This window comes from Streptomyces sp. NPDC026515, assembly GCF_055567595.1.
Genome location: NZ_JBVHQD010000004.1, coordinates 1 through 15,843, shown reverse-complemented (window position 1 = coordinate 15,843; position 15,843 = coordinate 1). Strand labels below are relative to the sequence as shown.

Sequence of the window (15,843 nt, the reverse complement as noted above, 5' to 3'; positions counted from 1 at the left end):
TGACGGAAGCGGTCGGAAACGGTGTGCGCGCGGTCTCCACAGATCGTCCGCACGATCATGGGAACAGATGTTCTATTCTGGGGGCAGTGCTATCGAGGAGGCGTCATGCGCTGGGAGAACCTCACCGAGGAGGCCGAACACGGCCGTGCGGACACCGCGCTGTTCGGCGCGGACGCGGTCACGACCCGCACCTTCGACACCCCCGAGTTCCGGGGGATCACCTTCCACGAGGTGCGGGGCCGGTCGATCATCAACCGGGTGCCGGGCGCCTCGCGGATGCCGTTCGAATGGACGGTGAACCCGTACCGGGGCTGCACCCACGCGTGCGTGTACTGCTTCGCGCGCAAGACGCACAGCTACCTGGACCTCGACACCGGGATCGGCTTCGACACCCAGATCGTGGTCAAGGTGAACGCCCCCGACCTGCTCCGCCGCCAGCTGGGCTCACGGCGCTGGCTGGGCGACCACATCGCGATGGGCACCAACGTCGACTGCTACCAGCGCGCGGAGGGCCGCTACCGGCTGATGCCGGGGATCATCTCGGCCCTCACCGACCACGCGAACCCGTTCTCGATCCTCACCAAGGGCACGCTGATCCTGCGCGACCTCGACCTGCTGCGGCGCGCGGCCGAGGTCACGGACGTCGGCATCTCGGTCTCGGTCGGCTTCGTCGATGCCGAGCTGTGGCGCACCGTGGAGCCGGGCACCCCGGCGCCCGAGCGCCGCCTGGACGTCGTACGGGCCCTCACCGAGGCCGGTGTCGGCTGCGGTGTCCTGATGGCCCCCGTGATCCCCTTCCTGGGCGACCACCCGGCCCAACTGCGGGCCACCGTGCGGGCGATCGCGGCCGCCGGCGCCACGTCCGTGACACCCCTGGTGCTGCACCTGCGCCCCGGCGCCCGTGAGTGGTTCATGAGCTGGCTCGCATCCCACCACCCGCACCTCGTCCGCCGCTACGAGCGGCTGTACGCGGAGGGCGCCTACGCGCCCAGGTGGTACCAGCGCCGGATCACCCGGCAGGTGCACGAACTGGCCGAGGAGTACGGCATCGGCCCGACCCGCGCCGGCGCCTTCCGCCGGACGCCGGTGCCTCCGGCGGAGGAGGAGCCCGCGCCGCCCGAGCCGGCACAACTCACGCTGCTCTGAGAGCGTTCCCGGCCGCGGCGTGCGCGGCGGGGAGCGTTCGAGCGCAACCCTCGGCCCAATTGGGTCAATAATCGTCAGAACAGGTTCTTCCGGGTGCTGTTCCCGGGACGATGCGGCGAGGACCGTGACCCGTGCGGTCCGCGACCCTCCGTCCTGGGAGGACCCCATGCGAACACGCGCAGCCGTGCTGTGCGCCGCCGCCGTCATGGCCGGGTCGGTCACCGTCCCGCCCGCGAGCGCCACCGCCCGAGCCGCCGCCGAGACACCCTCGGTGGCCTGGAAGAAGTGCGGCAGCACCGACTACCCGACGCTGCAGTGCGGCACCCTCAAGGTGCCCCTCGACCACCGGAACCCGGGCGGCGGGCAGATCACGCTCGCCCTCTCCCGCGTCCCGCACACCGCCGCCGCCTCCGCCTACCAGGGCCCGCTGCTGGTCAACCCCGGCGGCCCCGGCGGCAGCGGGCTGGGCCTCGCGGGGTTCGTCGCCTCCACGCTGCCGAAGAAGGTGGCGGCCCGCTACGACGTCATCGGCTTCGACCCGCGTGGCGTGGGCAAGAGCACTCCGGCGATCGACTGCGCGCCCGGCTACTTCGACCCGGTGCGCCCCGACTCGGTGCCGGCCACGCCCGCCCTGGAGCAGGCGAACCTCAAGCGCGTGCAGTCGTTCGCGGCGGCCTGCGCCAGGAAGTACGCGAGCGTGCTGCCCTACCTCGACACGGTCAGCGCCGCGCAGGACATCGACTCCGTCCGCCAGGCCCTCGGGGCCCGCCGGATCAGCTACTTCGCCTACTCCTACGGCACCTACCTGGGCGCCGTCTACGCCAAGCTGCACCCGGACCGGATCCACCGGCTGGTCCTGGACTCGATCGTGGACCCGACGGGTGTCTGGTACGACGACAACCTCAGCCAGGACTACGCGTTCAACGACCGCCACCGCGCCCTGATGACGTGGATCGCCAAGTACGACTCCACCTACAAGCTCGGCTCCGACCCGAAGCAGGTCGAGACCGAGTGGTACGCCATGCGGGCCGCGCTGGCGAAGAAGCCGGCGGGCGGCAAGGTGGGCGCCTCCGAGCTGGACGACACCTTCATCCCGGGCGGCTACTACAACGGCTACTGGCCCTACCTGGCGGAGGCGTTCTCGGCCTACGCCCACGGCAGGAAGACGGCGGCGCTCGTCGAGGCCTACCAGAACTTCGCGGCCGTCGACCCCTCGGGCGACAACGGCTACAGCGTCTACGCGGCCGTCCAGTGCCGGGACGCCTCCTGGCCGCGGGACTGGGCCCAGTGGCGCAAGGACAGCTGGGCGGCGTACGAGAAGGCGCCCTTCATGGCCTGGAACAACGCCTGGTACAACGCGGCGTGCACCTCCTGGCCGACGTCCACCCTGAAACCGCCGGACATCGCCAACGGCAAGCTCCCGCCGGCCCTCCTCTTCCAGGCCACCGACGACGCGGCCACGCCCTACCAGGGCGGCGTCGCGGCCCACCGGCTGCTGGCAGGCTCCAGCCTGGTCGTCGAACAGGGCGGCGGCAACCACGGCATCACGCTCAGCGGCAACACCTGCCTGGACGACCACCTCGCCGCCTACCTGACCGACGGCACGGTGCCGCACGGCGACGGCACCGCCGACGCCGTCTGCCGCAAGACCCCGGACCCGAAGCCCCTGAGCACCAAGGCCGCCTCGACGTCGTCCCGCGGCTCGACCCTGCACGGGCTGCTGGGCTTCCGCGGCTGAACCGGTCCTGACGAGCCGGTCGGGGACGTTGTGACACCCGGGTCCACCGTGGACGCATGGCTGCGCCGACCCGCATCACCGCCCCCGACGGCGTCGCCCCGGCCGCCCGGTACAGCCGTGTCGTGGCGGCCACCGGCCCTCCGCGAGGCTCGTGCCGCGGACCGGGCGGAATTCCCGGCGGGTGGAGCCGTCCGTTTCCTAGGGTGCCGTCATGACCGACGACTTGCTCCGCATCCGACCGATGGCCCTCGACGACTGCGACCGGGTCTCGGAGATACGCATCCGGGGCTGGCAGTACGCCTACCGGGGGCTCATGCCGCAGCCGTTCCTGGACGGGCTCAGTGTGGAGCGGGACGCCGAACGGCGCCGGGCCCGGTTCCGGGACGGCGAGGACGGGGTGACGGACCTGGTCGCCGAACGGGGCGGCGAGATCGTCGGCTGGGCGGCGCACGGGCCGTACCGGGACGGCGACGTGCGCACCGCAGACGCCGAGTTGTACGCGATCTACCTGGACCCGGCCCATGTCGGCACCGGCGCCGGGCGGCGGCTGCTGGAGACGGTGCTGGGGCAGTGTGCCCGGTACACGCGTGTGTACCTGTGGGTGTTGAAGGGGAACACGCGCGCCCGGCGGTTCTACGAGACTGCGGGCTTCCGTCCCGACGGCTCCGAGGAGCCGTACGAGGTCGACGGGGTGCCGGTGCCCGAGGTGCGGTACGTCAGGAACCGCGATCTCACCTCGGCCTAGGAATGTGGGACAGCGCCCGGACCGCGGCCTCGGCGAGGGTGGGGTGGGCCAGCGCCTCGCTCAGGACACGGCGGGCACGGGTGTCGCCCAGGTCGCCGAGGCCCTCCACGCAGGCGAGCGCGACCTTGCGGTAGGGGTCGTGGGGGCGCAGCCGGCGCTCCAGGGTGGTGATGAGGGCGGGCACGGACTCCGGGGCGCGGAGCACGACCAGGAGACGGACCGGGTGCAGGGCGTAGGCGACCCGGAGTTCGTTGGTGGCGAGGGCCGCGGCCGCGCGGGCGGTGCGCGGGTCCCGCAGGCGGGCGAGGGCGTGCGCGGCGGAGGCGCACCGGGGCGGGTCGCGGTGGTTGAGCAGAAGGACCAGGGTCTCGAAGGCACGCCGGTCGCCGGCGGTGCCCAGGCGGTACGCCGCCAACTCCCTGGCCCACAAGGGCTGTCCGGCGGCGGTGAGCACCTCCGCCAGCTCGTCGGGGTTCTCGGTCGCCAGGAGCCGGTCGCAGGCGGCCGATCCCTGCGACTCCTGACGCAGACGCTCCGTGAGCGACCGCAACTCTTCGTCCACGAAGCCCAGCGTAGAGGGGTTGCGGGAGCGGAGGGACGTACATCACAAAGCCCGGGGGCTGGCGCGCTCGTTACCCGCCGGTTAAGCTCAATCGAGCGAGTCACCCACTCGCATTGACGCTCATTCCGGTTTGGTGACGCAGCCGTCGTGAGCATCAGGTCGGTTCGGTACCTCGTACCGTACGTACGACTCGGCTCCGGGACAGGGCCGGTCGGGATCAGCGGTTCCCGGGCGTGTGCACGCCCGCGGCGACCGCACCGGGCGTGTGCGCCCGCAGCCCGGCAACACCCGCATTCACGCAGCTCCCGTGCAGCTCTCTCCGCACCCGGTGCGCCGTTTCGGCGCACCCGGGGCGTTTCCAGTCGTCACCCTCATTCCTGGAGTCCCGCGATGGCCACTCCCCAGTCCGACCCCTCCCTGTCCCCGCTCAGGACCGTCGCCGTGGTCGGCCTCGGCACCATGGGCACCGGTATCACCGAGGTCCTCGCCAGGGCCGGCCGCGAGGTGATCGGCATCGACGTCAGCGAGTCCCAGGCGGCCGGCTCCCTCGCCGCCCTGGAGGCCTCCACGGCCCGTGCCGTGGCCCGCGGCAGACTGACCGAGCAGGAGCGTGCCGACGTCCTCGCCCGGGTCCGCACCGGCACCGACCTCACGGCCGCGGCCGACGCCGACCTCGTCATCGAGGTGGTGCCGGAGTCGTACGACATCAAGCACCAGGTCCTCCGCGAGCTGGACGGCATCGTCCGCCCCGAGACCGTCCTGGCCACCGGCACCAACGCGCTCTCCGTGACCCGGCTGGCCGCCGACTCGGCACGGCCCGAGCGCGTCCTCGGTCTGCACTTCTTCAACCCGGCCCCGGCGATGAAGCTGGTCGAGGTCGTCTCCTCGGTGCTCACCGCCCCGAGTGCGGTCGCCGCGGTCACCGATCTCGCGCTGGAACTGGGCAAGGAGCCGGTCGCGGTCGGCGACCGCCCCGGGTTCGTCGCGGACGGGCTGCTCTTCGGCTACCTGAACCAGGCCGCCGCGATGTACGAGGCGAAGTACGCCTCCCGTGAGGACATCGACGCGGCCATGCGGCTCGGCTGCGGCCTGCCGATGGGCCCGCTGGCCCTGCTCGACCTGATCGGCGTCGACACCGCCCGGACGGTCCTGGAGGCCATGTACGCCGAGTCCCGCGACCGGCTGCACGCCCCGGCCCCCGTCCTCAAGCAGCTCAGCGAGGCGGGCCTGACCGGCCGCAAGTCCGGGCGCGGTTTCTACACCTACGAGGCTCCGGGCAGCGCGACGGTCGTCCGGGACGCGCTGACCCCGCTGGAGGGCGCCGCCCTCACCCAGGGCCGCCCGGTCCGCTCGGTCGGGGTGGCCGGCTCCGGCACCATGGCCTCCGGCATCGCCGAGGTGTTCGCCAAGGCCGGGTACCGGGTCGTCCTGGCCGCTCGCAGCGAGGACAAGGCGCAGGCCGCCAAGGCCCGCATCGGAAAGTCCCTGGACCGCTCGGTCGGCAAGGGCCGGATGACGGCCGAGGCCGCCGCGGAGACCCTGGACCTGATCAGCGCCGCGGGTTCCTACGACGCCTTCGCCGACGTCGACCTGGCCGTGGAGGCGGTCGCCGAGGACCTGGAGGTCAAGCAGCAGCTGTTCGCCACGCTGGACAAGGTCTGCAAGCCCGGCGCGGTCCTGGCCACCACGACCTCGTCGCTGCCGGTCGTGGCCTGTGCCCGGGCCACCTCGCGGCCCCAGGACGTGATCGGCATGCACTTCTTCAACCCGGCACCGGCCATGAAGCTGGTCGAGGTCGTCCGTACCGTGCTGACCGCCGAGGACGTGCACGCGACCGTCCGCGAGGTCTGCGCGACCATCAGGAAGCACCCCGTGGACTGCGGCGACCGGGCCGGGTTCATCGTGAACGCGCTGCTGTTCCCGTACCTCAACAACGCGATCAAGATGGTCGAGGAGCACTACGCCTCGCTGGACGACATCGACGCGGCGATGAAACTCGGCGGTGGCTACCCGATGGGCCCGTTCGAGCTGCTGGACGTGGTCGGCCTGGACGTGTCGCTCGCGATCGAGAAGGTCCTGCACCGGGAGTTCCGCGATCCCGGGCTCGCGCCCGCGCCGCTGCTCGAACACCTGGTGGCCGCGGGCTGCCTCGGCCGCAAGACGGGCCGTGGCTTCCGCGAATATGCCCGCCGCTGAGGGCCTCGGCGACGGGTACCGGGACGAACGGGACTGGGGCGGGCTGCTCGACCCTGGCGGCGGTCTTCCGCCCCTCCGGGACGGCCCTCCCCCGCCCCCCGGGCCCTGCGGTCCCCCGCCCTTCGCGGACGGGGGAAACCCCGGTCATGCCCATCAAGCTGCGCACATGCAGTACGTTCGGGGCATGCCCCAGCCCGCCAGGTCCTCACGCACACCAGCCACGTCCGACGCCCCGGAAAGCGCCGCCGGCAGTCGCGCGGCCGCGCAGCGGCTCAAGATGCGCCGGGAGCTGGCGGCCGCCGCGATGGAGCTGTTCGCGACCAAGGGGTACGAGGCGACCACCGTCGACGAGATCGCGGCCGCGGCCGGGGTCGCCCGCCGTACCTTCTTCCGCCATTTCCGCTCCAAGGAAGAGGCGATCTTCCCGGACCACGACGACACGCTGATCCGTGCGGAGGCCGTGCTCAACGCGGCCCCTGCGCACGAGCACCCGCTCGACACCGTGTGCCGTGGCATCAAGGAGGTCATGAAGATGTACGCGGCCCGGCCGGACATCTCGGTCGCCCGCTACAAGCTCACCCGCGAGGTGCCGACCCTGCGCGAGGCCGAGATCGCCTCGGTGGCCCGCTACGAGCGCCTCTTCACGCGCTATCTCCTCGGCCACTTCGACGAGCACGCGCACGCGGACGACGCGAACGACGACCCGCTGCTGGCCGAGGTCGCGGCGTCCGCGGTGGTCACCGCCCACAACCACGTGCTGCGGCGCTGGCTGCGGGCCGGCGGGCAGGGGGACGTGGAGACGCAGCTGGACCACGCCTTCGCGATCGTGCGGAAGACGTTCGGGACCGGGATCGGGGCGGGCCGGGAGACCCCGCCGCGGACCACCGCACCGGCCACCGTGGCCTCGCAGGGCGAGGTACTGGTGACGGTGGCCAGGACCGACGCCCCGCTCGACGAGGTGATGCGCATGATCGAGCAGGCGCTCAAGGAGCACTGAGCACGAACCGCAACCGCAACCGCACACGACGACGCGCCCCTCGAGGGCGCGTCGTCGTTTTTCCGGGCGCGATGTTTTCCGGGCGCGATCTTTTTTCCGGGGTGCGATGGCACTGCGTGCCGGATGACGGCTCAGACATCGGGACGACCCCCGCGAGTCGGCGCACCTTGGGCTACCCGCCAGTAGCCTTGATCGATCATCGCTCATTTGTTACGTAAAGATTTCACCTGAGAGCAAGTTCTGGCACTCAGTGCCTTGCCACCTGACACGCGGTGTCATACGTTGTTGGTGTCCGGCCTGTCCTGGCGAGCCCACCAGCCCGCCCGCCGGACGCCTGCGTCACAGGCACCCTCCCGCGCCACAAAGCGCTGCCGAAGCACCACCCACGCCGAACCGACGGCACCTTCCCAAAACCCTCAGCAGCACCGCCGTAACCCTCAGCGCCCCTTCCCTCAAGGGCGCCGACCGCCGGAGGCAACACCGTGACCACTCAGGCCATTCTCGACGCGATCCAGTCGCCGGACTCGACGCCGGCCGACTTCGCCGCCCTGGCCCTCCCCGAGTCCTACCGCGCGATCACCGTGCACAAGGACGAGACGGAGATGTTCGCGGGCCTGGAGACCCGCGACAAGGACCCGCGCAAGTCCACCCACCTCGACGAGGTGGCGCTGCCCGAGCTGGGCCCGGGCGAGGCGCTGGTCGCCGTCATGGCATCGAGCGTCAACTACAACTCGGTGTGGACCTCGATCTTCGAGCCGCTGTCGACCTTCGGCTTCCTGGAGCGCTACGGCCGCACCAACGACCTGGCCAAGCGCCATGACCTGCCCTACCACATCATCGGCTCCGACCTCGCGGGCGTCGTCCTGCGCACCGGCCCCGGCGTCAACGCCTGGAAGCCGGGCGACGAGGTCGTCGCGCACTGCCTGTCGGTCGAGATGGAGTCCTCGGACGGGCACAACGACACGATGCTCGACCCCGAGCAGCGCATCTGGGGCTTCGAGACCAACTTCGGCGGCCTCGCGGAGATCGCGCTCGTCAAGTCCAACCAGCTGATGCCGAAGCCCGGCCACCTCAGCTGGGAGGAGGCCGCCGCCCCGGGCCTGGTCAACTCCACCGCCTACCGGCAGCTGGTCTCCCGCAACGGCGCCGGCATGAAGCAGGGCGACAACGTGCTGATCTGGGGAGCCAGCGGCGGCCTCGGCTCCTACGCCACCCAGTTCGCGCTGGCCGGCGGAGCCAACCCGATCTGCGTCGTCTCCAGCGACCAGAAAGCGGACATCTGCCGCTCGATGGGCGCCGAGGCGATCATCGACCGCAACGCCGAGGGCTACCGGTTCTGGAAGGACGAGCGGACCCAGGACCCGAAGGAGTGGAAGCGCTTCGGCAAGCGCATCCGCGAACTCACCGGCGGCGAGGACATCGACATCGTCTTCGAGCACCCCGGCCGCGAGACCTTCGGCGCGAGCGTCTTCGTCACCCGCAAGGGCGGCACCATCACCACCTGCGCCTCGACCTCCGGCTACATGCACGAGTACGACAACCGCTACCTGTGGATGTCCCTGAAGCGGATCATCGGCTCGCACTTCGCCAACTACCGGGAGGCCTGGGAGGCCAACCGGCTGATCGCGAAGGGCAGGATCCACCCGACGCTGTCGAAGGTCTACTCCCTGGAGGAGACCGGCCAGGCCGCCTACGACGTGCACCGCAACCTCCACCAGGGCAAGGTCGGCGTCCTGTGCCTGGCCCCCGGGGAGGGCCTCGGCGTGCGCGACGAGGAGATGCGCGCCAAGCACCTCGACGCCATCAACCGCTTCCGCAACGTCTGAGACACCCGAGGTCATAGATGACTGAGCGTCAGATCGCCGACGGCGTGCGGGAGTCCGCTCCGCCGACCGCCCGGGAGAAGGACCGGCCGTGGCTCATGCGCACGTATGCCGGTCACTCCACCGCCGAGGCGTCCAACGAGCTGTACCGGCGCAACCTCGACAAGGGCCAGACCGGCCTGTCGGTTGCGTTCGACCTGCCGACGCAGACCGGCTACGACCCCGACCACATCCTCGCCCGCGGCGAGGTCGGCCGGGTGGGCGTGCCCGTCTCGCACCTCGGTGACATGCGCCGGCTGTTCCAGGACATCCCCCTGGAGCAGATGAACACCTCGATGACGATCAATGCCACCGCCATGTGGCTGCTGGCGCTCTACCAGGTCGTCGCCGAGGAGCAGGGTGCCGACATCACCAAGCTCCAGGGCACGACCCAGAACGACATCGTCAAGGAGTACCTGTCCCGGGGGACGCACGTCTTCCCGCCGGGGCCGAGCCTCCGGCTGACGACGGACATGATCGCGTACACGGTCTCCCACATCCCGAGGTGGAACCCGATCAACATCTGCAGCTACCACCTGCAGGAGGCGGGCGCCACCCCGGTGCAGGAGATCGCGTACGCGATGTCCACTGCCATCGCCGTGCTGGACGCCGTGCGCGACAGCGGCCAGGTGCCGCAGGAACGTATGGGTGACGTCGTGGCCCGTCTCTCCTTCTTCGTGAACGCGGGCGTCCGCTTCGTCGAGGAGATGTGCAAGATGCGCGCGTTCGGCCGTATCTGGGACAAGGTCACCCGCGAGCGGTACGGCATCGAGAACCCCAAACAGCGGCGGTTCCGTTACGGCGTCCAGGTGAACTCGCTCGGTCTGACCGAGGCGCAGCCGGAGAACAACGTCCAGCGGATCGTGCTGGAGATGCTCGCCGTGACGCTGTCCAAGGACGCCCGCGCGCGTGCCGTGCAGCTGCCCGCCTGGAACGAGGCGCTCGGCCTGCCCCGGCCCTGGGACCAGCAGTGGTCGCTGCGCATCCAGCAGGTGCTCGCCCACGAGAGCGACCTGCTGGAGTACGAGGACATCTTCGAGGGCTCGCACGTCATCGAGGCGAAGGTCACGCAGCTGGTCGAGGACTCGCTCGCCGAGATGGACCGGATCCAGGAGATGGGCGGCGCGATGGCGGCCGTCGAGTCCGGGTACCTCAAGTCCCAGCTGGTCGCCTCGCACGCGGAGCGCCGGGGCCGGATCGAGTCGGGGCAGGAGAAGATCGTCGGTGTCAACATCTTCGAGTCGACCGAGCCCAACCCGCTCACCGCCGACCTGGACACCGCGATCCAGACGGTCGACCCGGCGGTGGAGGCCCGGGTGGTGACGGCCATCGGCCGCTGGCGCGACACGCGCTACCAGCCGCCGTTCAACCACCCGCGCCCCTGCAAGGCGCTGGAGCGGCTGAAGGAGGCCGCCAAGGGCACCGGCAACCTGATGGAGGCCACCCTGGAGTGTGCCCGTGCCGGCGTCACGACCGGCGAGTGGGCGGGCGCGCTGCGGGAGGTGTTCGGCGAGTTCCGGGCGCCCACCGGGGTCTCCTCGGCCCCGGTGGCGGTGCCCGCCGAGGCCGGCTCGGCGATGGCCGCGGTACGTGCGCGGGTGGACGCCACCGCCCGCGACCTGGGCACCGGCAAGCTCCGCTTCCTGGTCGGCAAGCCCGGCCTCGACGGGCACTCCAACGGCGCCGAGCAGATCGCCGTACGGGCCAGGGACGCCGGCTTCGAAGTGGTGTACCAGGGCATCCGGCTGACGCCCGAGCAGATCGTGGACGCGGCACTGGCCGAGGACGTGCACGCGGTGGGCCTGTCGATCCTGTCCGGCTCGCACGCCCAGCTGGTCCCGGACGTCCTGGAACGCCTCCGTGTGGCCGGTGCCACAGATATACCCGTCATCGCCGGTGGCATCATCCCGAATGGTGACGCCGCGCAGCTCAGGGAAGCCGGAGTGGCCGCGGTCTTCACCCCGAAGGACTTCGACATCACCGGAATCATCGGCCGCATCGTCGACGAGATCCGGAAAGCGAACAAGCTCGACCCCCTGGAGGTCCCCGCATGACCGCCCGCCCGTCGCCCGCCACCACCCTTCCAACGAGCGGCTCCGCCGCGCACCTTCCCGCTGTCAACCGGCTCCGCCCGCGGCGCTCCTGCCTGGCCGTGCCCGGCTCGAACCCGCGCTTCCTGGAGAAGGCGCAGGGTCTCCCGGCGGACCAGGTCTTCCTGGACCTGGAGGACGCGTGCGCGCCGCTCGCCAAGCCCGAGGCGCGGCACACCATCGTGAAGTTCCTCAACGAGGGTGACTGGACCGGCAAGACGCGGGTGGTGCGCGTCAACGACTGGACGACCGAGTGGACGTACCGCGACGTCGTCACGGTGGTCGAGGGCGCCGGCCAGAACCTCGACTGCATCATGCTGCCGAAGGTGCAGACGGCCCAGCAGGTCGTCGCGCTGGACCTGCTGCTCACCCAGATCGAGAAGACCATGGGCTTCGAGGTCGGCAAGATCGGCATCGAGGCGCAGATCGAGAACGCCCAGGGCCTCAACAACGTCAACGAGATCGCGCAGGCCTCCCCGCGTGTCGAGACGATCATCTTCGGCCCGGCCGACTTCATGGCGTCCATCAACATGAAGTCGCTGGTCGTGGGCGAGCAGCCGCCCGGCTACCCGGCGGACGCCTACCACTACATCCTGATGAAGATCCTGATGGCCGCCCGCGCCAACAACCTCCAGGCGATCGACGGCCCCTACCTCCAGATCCGCAACGTGGAGGGCTACCGCGAGGTCGCCCGGCGCGCCGCGGCCCTCGGCTTCGACGGCAAGTGGGTGCTGCACCCGGGCCAGGTCGAGGCGTCCAACGAGATCTTCTCGCCCTCCCAGGAGGACTTCGACCACGCCGAGCTGATCCTGGACGCGTACGACTACTGCACGTCCGAGGCGGGCGGCAAGAAGGGCTCCGCGATGCTCGGCGACGAGATGATCGACGAGGCCAGCCGCAAGATGGCCCTGGTCATCTCCGGCAAGGGCCGGGCCGCCGGCATGCAGCGCACCTCGAAGTTCGAGATCCCGGAGGCCTGAGCGCGATGCAGTTCGGACGCACGTACGAGGAGTTCGAGGTCGGGGCGACGTACAAGCACTGGCCGGGCAAGACGGTCACGGAGTACGACGACCACCTGTTCTGTCTGCTCACCATGAACCACCATCCGCTCCACATGGACACCAACTACGCCGAGAAGACGACCGACTTCGGCAAGAACGTGGTGGTGGGGAACTACATCTACTCGCTGCTGCTCGGCATGAGCGTGCCGGACATCTCCGGCAAGGCGATCGCCAACCTGGAGATCGAGTCGCTCAAGCACGTGGCGCCGACCTTCCACGGCGACACGGTCTACGGGCAGACGACCGTGCTCGACAAGTGGCCCTCCAAGTCGAAGAACGACCGCGGGATCGTCTACGTCGAGACCAAGGGCTACAAGCAGGACGGCACGCTGGTGTGCATCTTCCGCCGCAAGGTGATGGTGCCGACCGAGACGTACATCAAGGAGCGCGGCGGCGAGCAGCCGGGCCGCCCCGAGCTGAAGGAACAGGGGAAGTAACCGATGGCCCGTCTCGCCCAGACCGCCGGTCTGACCGACGTCCAGCAGGAGATCCTCTCCACCGTCCGCGACTTCGTGGACAAGGAGATCATCCCGGTCGCCACCGAACTGGAGCACCGCGACGAGTACCCGCAGGCGATCGTCGACGGCCTCAGGGAACTGGGTCTGTTCGGCCTGATGATCCCCGAGGAGTACGGCGGCCTGGGCGAGTCGCTCCTGACGTACGCGCTGTGCGTCGAGGAGATCGCCCGGGGCTGGATGTCCGTCTCCGGCATCATCAACACGCACTTCATCGTGGCGTACATGCTCAAGCAGCACGGCACGCAGGAGCAGAAGGACCACTTCCTGCCGCGGATGGCGGCCGGCGACATCCGGGGCGCGTTCTCGATGTCGGAGCCGGCCCTCGGCTCGGACGTCTCCGCCATCACCTCGAAGGCGGTGAAGGACGGCGAGGAGTACGTCCTGAACGGCCAGAAGATGTGGCTGACGAACGGCGGTACGTCCTCCCTCGTGGCCGTCCTCGTGCGAAGTGACGAAGGCCACCCCGAGGGGACGCCCCCCCACAAGTCGATGACGACCTTCCTGGTCGAGAAGGAGCCGGGCTTCGGCGAGGTCCGCCCCGGCCTCACCATCCCGGGCAAGATCGACAAGATGGGCTACAAGGGCGTCGACACCACCGAACTGATCATGGACGGGCTGCGGATTCCGGCCGATCGGGTGCTCGGCGGGGCCACGGGCCGAGGTTTTTACCAAATGATGGACGGAGTCGAGGTCGGTCGCGTCAACGTGGCGGCGCGTGGCTGCGGTGTCGCTCAGCGTGCGTTCGAACTGGGTGTCCAGTACGCCCAGCAGCGTCACACTTTCGGCAAGGCGATCGCCCAGCACCAGGCCATCCAGTTCAAGCTCGCCGAGATGGCCACCAAGGTCGAGGCCGCCCATGCCATGATGGTGAACGCCGCACGCAAAAAGGACTCCGGGGAACGAAACGACCTGGAGGCCGGGATGGCGAAGTACCTCGCCTCCGAGTACTGCAAGGAGGTCGTGGAGGACGCGTTCCGCATCCACGGCGGCTACGGATTCTCCAAGGAGTACGAGATCGAGCGCCTCTACCGGGAGGCGCCGATGCTGCTGATCGGCGAAGGTACCGCCGAGATCCAGAAAATGATCATCGGGCGAAGGCTGCTCGAGGAGTATCGATTCCAGGGCTGATTGTCCCGGTGCGGGGTGTTTTCTTCGAGAAGAAGATCACACCCCGTCAGCGGTCTTCGGCCGCCGACTCGGTATCCTGGCTTGCCCAGTTGTGGCCCCCGACCGGTACGATCCCGGAAAGCCGCCGTCCCCTATCACCGCGCGGCATCATCCGCTACGAAGGTCATCCATGCCCCACAGCCAAACCTCTGCACATCGAGACAGCCTGGCCGGCGTACGCCTCGCGCGCGGAGCATCGCCGTGGCTTCTCCCGACCGTCGCCACCGCAGCCGTCAGCCTCCTGCGTGCCCGTCGCTCCGGCGCCGCGAAGGCCGTCGCCGTGCCCGCCACCGCGCTCGCGGCGGGCATGCTGTGGTTCTTCCGCGACCCCGAGCGTGAGATCGCCCAGGGCCGTGTCATCTCCCCCGCCGACGGTGTGGTGCAGAGCATCATGCCGTGGAAGGACGGCCGCACCCGCGTCGCGATCTTCATGAGCCCGCTCAACGTCCACGTGAACCGGGCGCCGCTGTCCGGCACCGTGACGTCGGTGGAGCACATCCCCGGTGGCTTCGTTCCCGCCTTCAACAAGGAGAGCGAGAACAACGAGCGCGTAGTCTGGCATTTCGACACCGAACTCGGCGACATCGAGATGATCCAGATCGCCGGCGCGGTGGCCCGTCGCATCGTGCCCTACGTCCCGCAGGACACGAAGGTCGAGCAGGGCGACCGCATCGGTCTGATCCGCTTCGGCTCGCGCGTCGACATCTACCTGCCCGAGGGCGTGGAGGTCGCGGTCGAGGTCGGCCAGAAGACCGTGGCTGGGGTGACTCGCATTGACCGTGATTGATCCGGAGACCCAGGCGGGCTGGGTGCCCGAGGCGGACGAGATCGGCGAGGACGAGGAGGAGATGCCTCTCTCTCTTCGCCTCTCGATAGCGGACACCCTCACGCTGGGCAACGCCACGTGCGGCTTCATGGCGGTGTACTTCACCACCACCGGCATCCTGATCCCGCACCTCACCGGGGACGACCAGTCGGCGGGCATGGCACGGCACAGCGCCGCCACCGCGGTCATCCTCATGCTCTGCGCGGCGGTCTTCGACCTGTTCGACGGCCTCGTGGCGCGCAAGCTGCGCTCCTCCCCCATGGGCGCCGAGCTGGACAACCTCTCGGACCTCGTCAGCTTCGGCCTGGCCCCCGCGTACTTCGTGCTCGTCTACGGCATGGTGGCCGACGACGCGTACCAGAAGGTGGCCGCGGTCGGAGCGGTGGTCGTGCTGCTGGCGGTGGTGCTGCGGCTGGCCCGCTTCAGCTGTGTGACCCCGCCGAACGGCATGTTCCAGGGCATGCCCTCGCCGTTCGGCGCGCTCACGGTCGTCTCGATCGTGCTGCTGGAGCTGCCCTTCGTCGCGACGCTCCTCGCGATCATCGGCACGGCGTGGCTGATGGTGAGCCGGGTCGAGTACCCGAAGCCGCGCGGGCGTCTGGCCGGGGCGATGCTGTCCTGGATCGTCCTGTCGATGGGGCTCCTGGCGTCCTGGGCCTTCGACGCCCCCGGCGGCCAGCTCCTGCTCCAGACCGGCTGTGCGCTGCAGCTGGTGATGGGCGCGGTGATCCCCCTGTTCGCCACGGCCCGCCGGGTGAACAACATCCGCGACAACCGCCGCGAGGCACGGGCGGCGCAGCTGCCGTAACCCCGCGACGCGCAAGGGCCCCGGACCGCGATCGGATGCTGTTGGTTAATCCGGGGCCTGGCGTGACGTCGGCCTTCAAGACCTGGTTGTGGTCTTGAAGGCCGACGTTGTCGTATGGGGTGGGTGC

Annotated in this window: 13 protein-coding genes; 12 read left to right on the top strand and 1 reads right to left on the bottom strand. The window is 70.0% G+C overall.

What is annotated here, in order from left to right; translation table 11 throughout:
- The first annotated feature begins 105 nt into the window (after positions 1-105).
- The 3 genes from ACZ4O3_RS08550 (at position 106) to ACZ4O3_RS08540 (ending at position 3,629) form a co-directional block, all read left to right on the top strand.
- Complete coding sequence (locus ACZ4O3_RS08550; RefSeq protein ID WP_467721687.1) at positions 106-1,146, top strand: Rv2578c family radical SAM protein; 1,041 nt, start codon at positions 106-108, stop codon at positions 1,144-1,146.
- A 166-nt stretch (positions 1,147-1,312) separates the two neighbouring features.
- Positions 1,313-2,884 (top strand): alpha/beta hydrolase, encoded by a 1,572-nt coding sequence (locus ACZ4O3_RS08545; protein WP_467721686.1) that lies wholly within the window; start codon positions 1,313-1,315, stop codon positions 2,882-2,884.
- Positions 2,885-3,095: 211 nt separating this feature from the next.
- Positions 3,096-3,629, top strand: a complete 534-nt coding sequence (locus tag ACZ4O3_RS08540) for a GNAT family N-acetyltransferase (RefSeq protein WP_467721685.1) — start codon at positions 3,096-3,098, stop codon at positions 3,627-3,629.
- Here the strand turns inward: ACZ4O3_RS08540 and ACZ4O3_RS08535 are convergent.
- Positions 3,616-4,191, bottom strand: coding sequence for an adenylosuccinate lyase (locus ACZ4O3_RS08535; protein WP_384989987.1), 576 nt, complete (start codon positions 4,189-4,191; stop codon positions 3,616-3,618). The two genes, ACZ4O3_RS08540 and ACZ4O3_RS08535, sit on opposite strands and share 14 nt — an antisense overlap.
- Positions 4,192-4,581: 390 nt before the next feature.
- Here ACZ4O3_RS08535 and ACZ4O3_RS08530 point away from each other — a divergent pair, with 390 nt between their 5' ends.
- The 9 genes from ACZ4O3_RS08530 to pssA all read left to right on the top strand — a co-directional run bounded on the left by ACZ4O3_RS08530 (position 4,582) and on the right by pssA (position 15,716).
- Positions 4,582-6,387 (top strand): 3-hydroxyacyl-CoA dehydrogenase family protein, encoded by a 1,806-nt coding sequence (locus ACZ4O3_RS08530; protein WP_467721684.1) that lies wholly within the window; start codon positions 4,582-4,584, stop codon positions 6,385-6,387.
- Between the two features lie 166 nt (positions 6,388-6,553).
- A complete protein-coding gene (locus ACZ4O3_RS08525; RefSeq protein ID WP_384989991.1) occupies positions 6,554-7,384 on the top strand; it encodes a TetR family transcriptional regulator in 831 nt (276 codons plus the stop codon).
- Positions 7,385-7,866: 482 nt separating this feature from the next.
- Positions 7,867-9,210 carry a crotonyl-CoA carboxylase/reductase gene (gene ccrA, locus ACZ4O3_RS08520; protein ID WP_362729229.1) on the top strand — a complete coding sequence of 448 codons (1,344 nt, stop codon included), beginning with the start codon at positions 7,867-7,869 and terminating at the stop codon, positions 9,208-9,210.
- A gap of 17 nt (positions 9,211-9,227) precedes the next feature.
- Entirely contained in the window at positions 9,228-11,300 is a 2,073-nt protein-coding gene (locus ACZ4O3_RS08515; protein ID WP_467721683.1) for a protein meaA, read from the top strand.
- Positions 11,297-12,316 (top strand): HpcH/HpaI aldolase/citrate lyase family protein, encoded by a 1,020-nt coding sequence (locus ACZ4O3_RS08510; protein ID WP_467721682.1) that lies wholly within the window; start codon positions 11,297-11,299, stop codon positions 12,314-12,316. The genes ACZ4O3_RS08515 and ACZ4O3_RS08510 overlap by 4 nt, the downstream gene beginning before the upstream one ends.
- A gap of 5 nt (positions 12,317-12,321) precedes the next feature.
- Positions 12,322-12,834: a MaoC family dehydratase gene (locus tag ACZ4O3_RS08505; protein ID WP_316781971.1), complete on the top strand. Its 513-nt coding sequence runs from the start codon at positions 12,322-12,324 to the stop codon at positions 12,832-12,834.
- Positions 12,835-12,837: 3 nt separating this feature from the next.
- Complete coding sequence (locus ACZ4O3_RS08500; RefSeq protein WP_467721681.1) at positions 12,838-14,043, top strand: acyl-CoA dehydrogenase family protein; 1,206 nt, start codon at positions 12,838-12,840, stop codon at positions 14,041-14,043.
- A 169-nt stretch (positions 14,044-14,212) separates the two neighbouring features.
- Positions 14,213-14,869, top strand: a complete 657-nt coding sequence (locus tag ACZ4O3_RS08495) for a phosphatidylserine decarboxylase (protein WP_362721442.1) — start codon at positions 14,213-14,215, stop codon at positions 14,867-14,869.
- Positions 14,856-15,716 carry a CDP-diacylglycerol--serine O-phosphatidyltransferase gene (gene pssA, locus ACZ4O3_RS08490; protein ID WP_362721432.1) on the top strand — a complete coding sequence of 287 codons (861 nt, stop codon included), beginning with the start codon at positions 14,856-14,858 and terminating at the stop codon, positions 15,714-15,716. Before ACZ4O3_RS08495 ends, pssA begins: the two co-directional genes overlap by 14 nt.
- Positions 15,717-15,843: the final 127 nt, after the last annotated feature.

What these genes read in the sequence shown, in the direction of transcription:
- ACZ4O3_RS08505 (WP_316781971.1), top strand. Translation starts at nt 12,322, where the DNA reads ATGCAGTTCGGACGCACGTACGAGGAGTTCGAGGTCGGGGCGACGTAC.
- ACZ4O3_RS08550 (WP_467721687.1), top strand. Translation starts at nt 106, where the DNA reads ATGCGCTGGGAGAACCTCACCGAGGAGGCCGAACACGGCCGTGCGGAC.
- ACZ4O3_RS08515 (WP_467721683.1), top strand. Translation starts at nt 9,228, where the DNA reads ATGACTGAGCGTCAGATCGCCGACGGCGTGCGGGAGTCCGCTCCGCCG.
- ACZ4O3_RS08510 (WP_467721682.1), top strand. Translation starts at nt 11,297, where the DNA reads ATGACCGCCCGCCCGTCGCCCGCCACCACCCTTCCAACGAGCGGCTCC.
- ACZ4O3_RS08540 (WP_467721685.1), top strand. Translation starts at nt 3,096, where the DNA reads ATGACCGACGACTTGCTCCGCATCCGACCGATGGCCCTCGACGACTGC.
- ACZ4O3_RS08500 (WP_467721681.1), top strand. Translation starts at nt 12,838, where the DNA reads ATGGCCCGTCTCGCCCAGACCGCCGGTCTGACCGACGTCCAGCAGGAG.
- ACZ4O3_RS08495 (WP_362721442.1), top strand. Translation starts at nt 14,213, where the DNA reads ATGCCCCACAGCCAAACCTCTGCACATCGAGACAGCCTGGCCGGCGTA.
- ACZ4O3_RS08530 (WP_467721684.1), top strand. Translation starts at nt 4,582, where the DNA reads ATGGCCACTCCCCAGTCCGACCCCTCCCTGTCCCCGCTCAGGACCGTC.
- ACZ4O3_RS08525 (WP_384989991.1), top strand. Translation starts at nt 6,554, where the DNA reads ATGCAGTACGTTCGGGGCATGCCCCAGCCCGCCAGGTCCTCACGCACA.
- ACZ4O3_RS08545 (WP_467721686.1), top strand. Translation starts at nt 1,313, where the DNA reads ATGCGAACACGCGCAGCCGTGCTGTGCGCCGCCGCCGTCATGGCCGGG.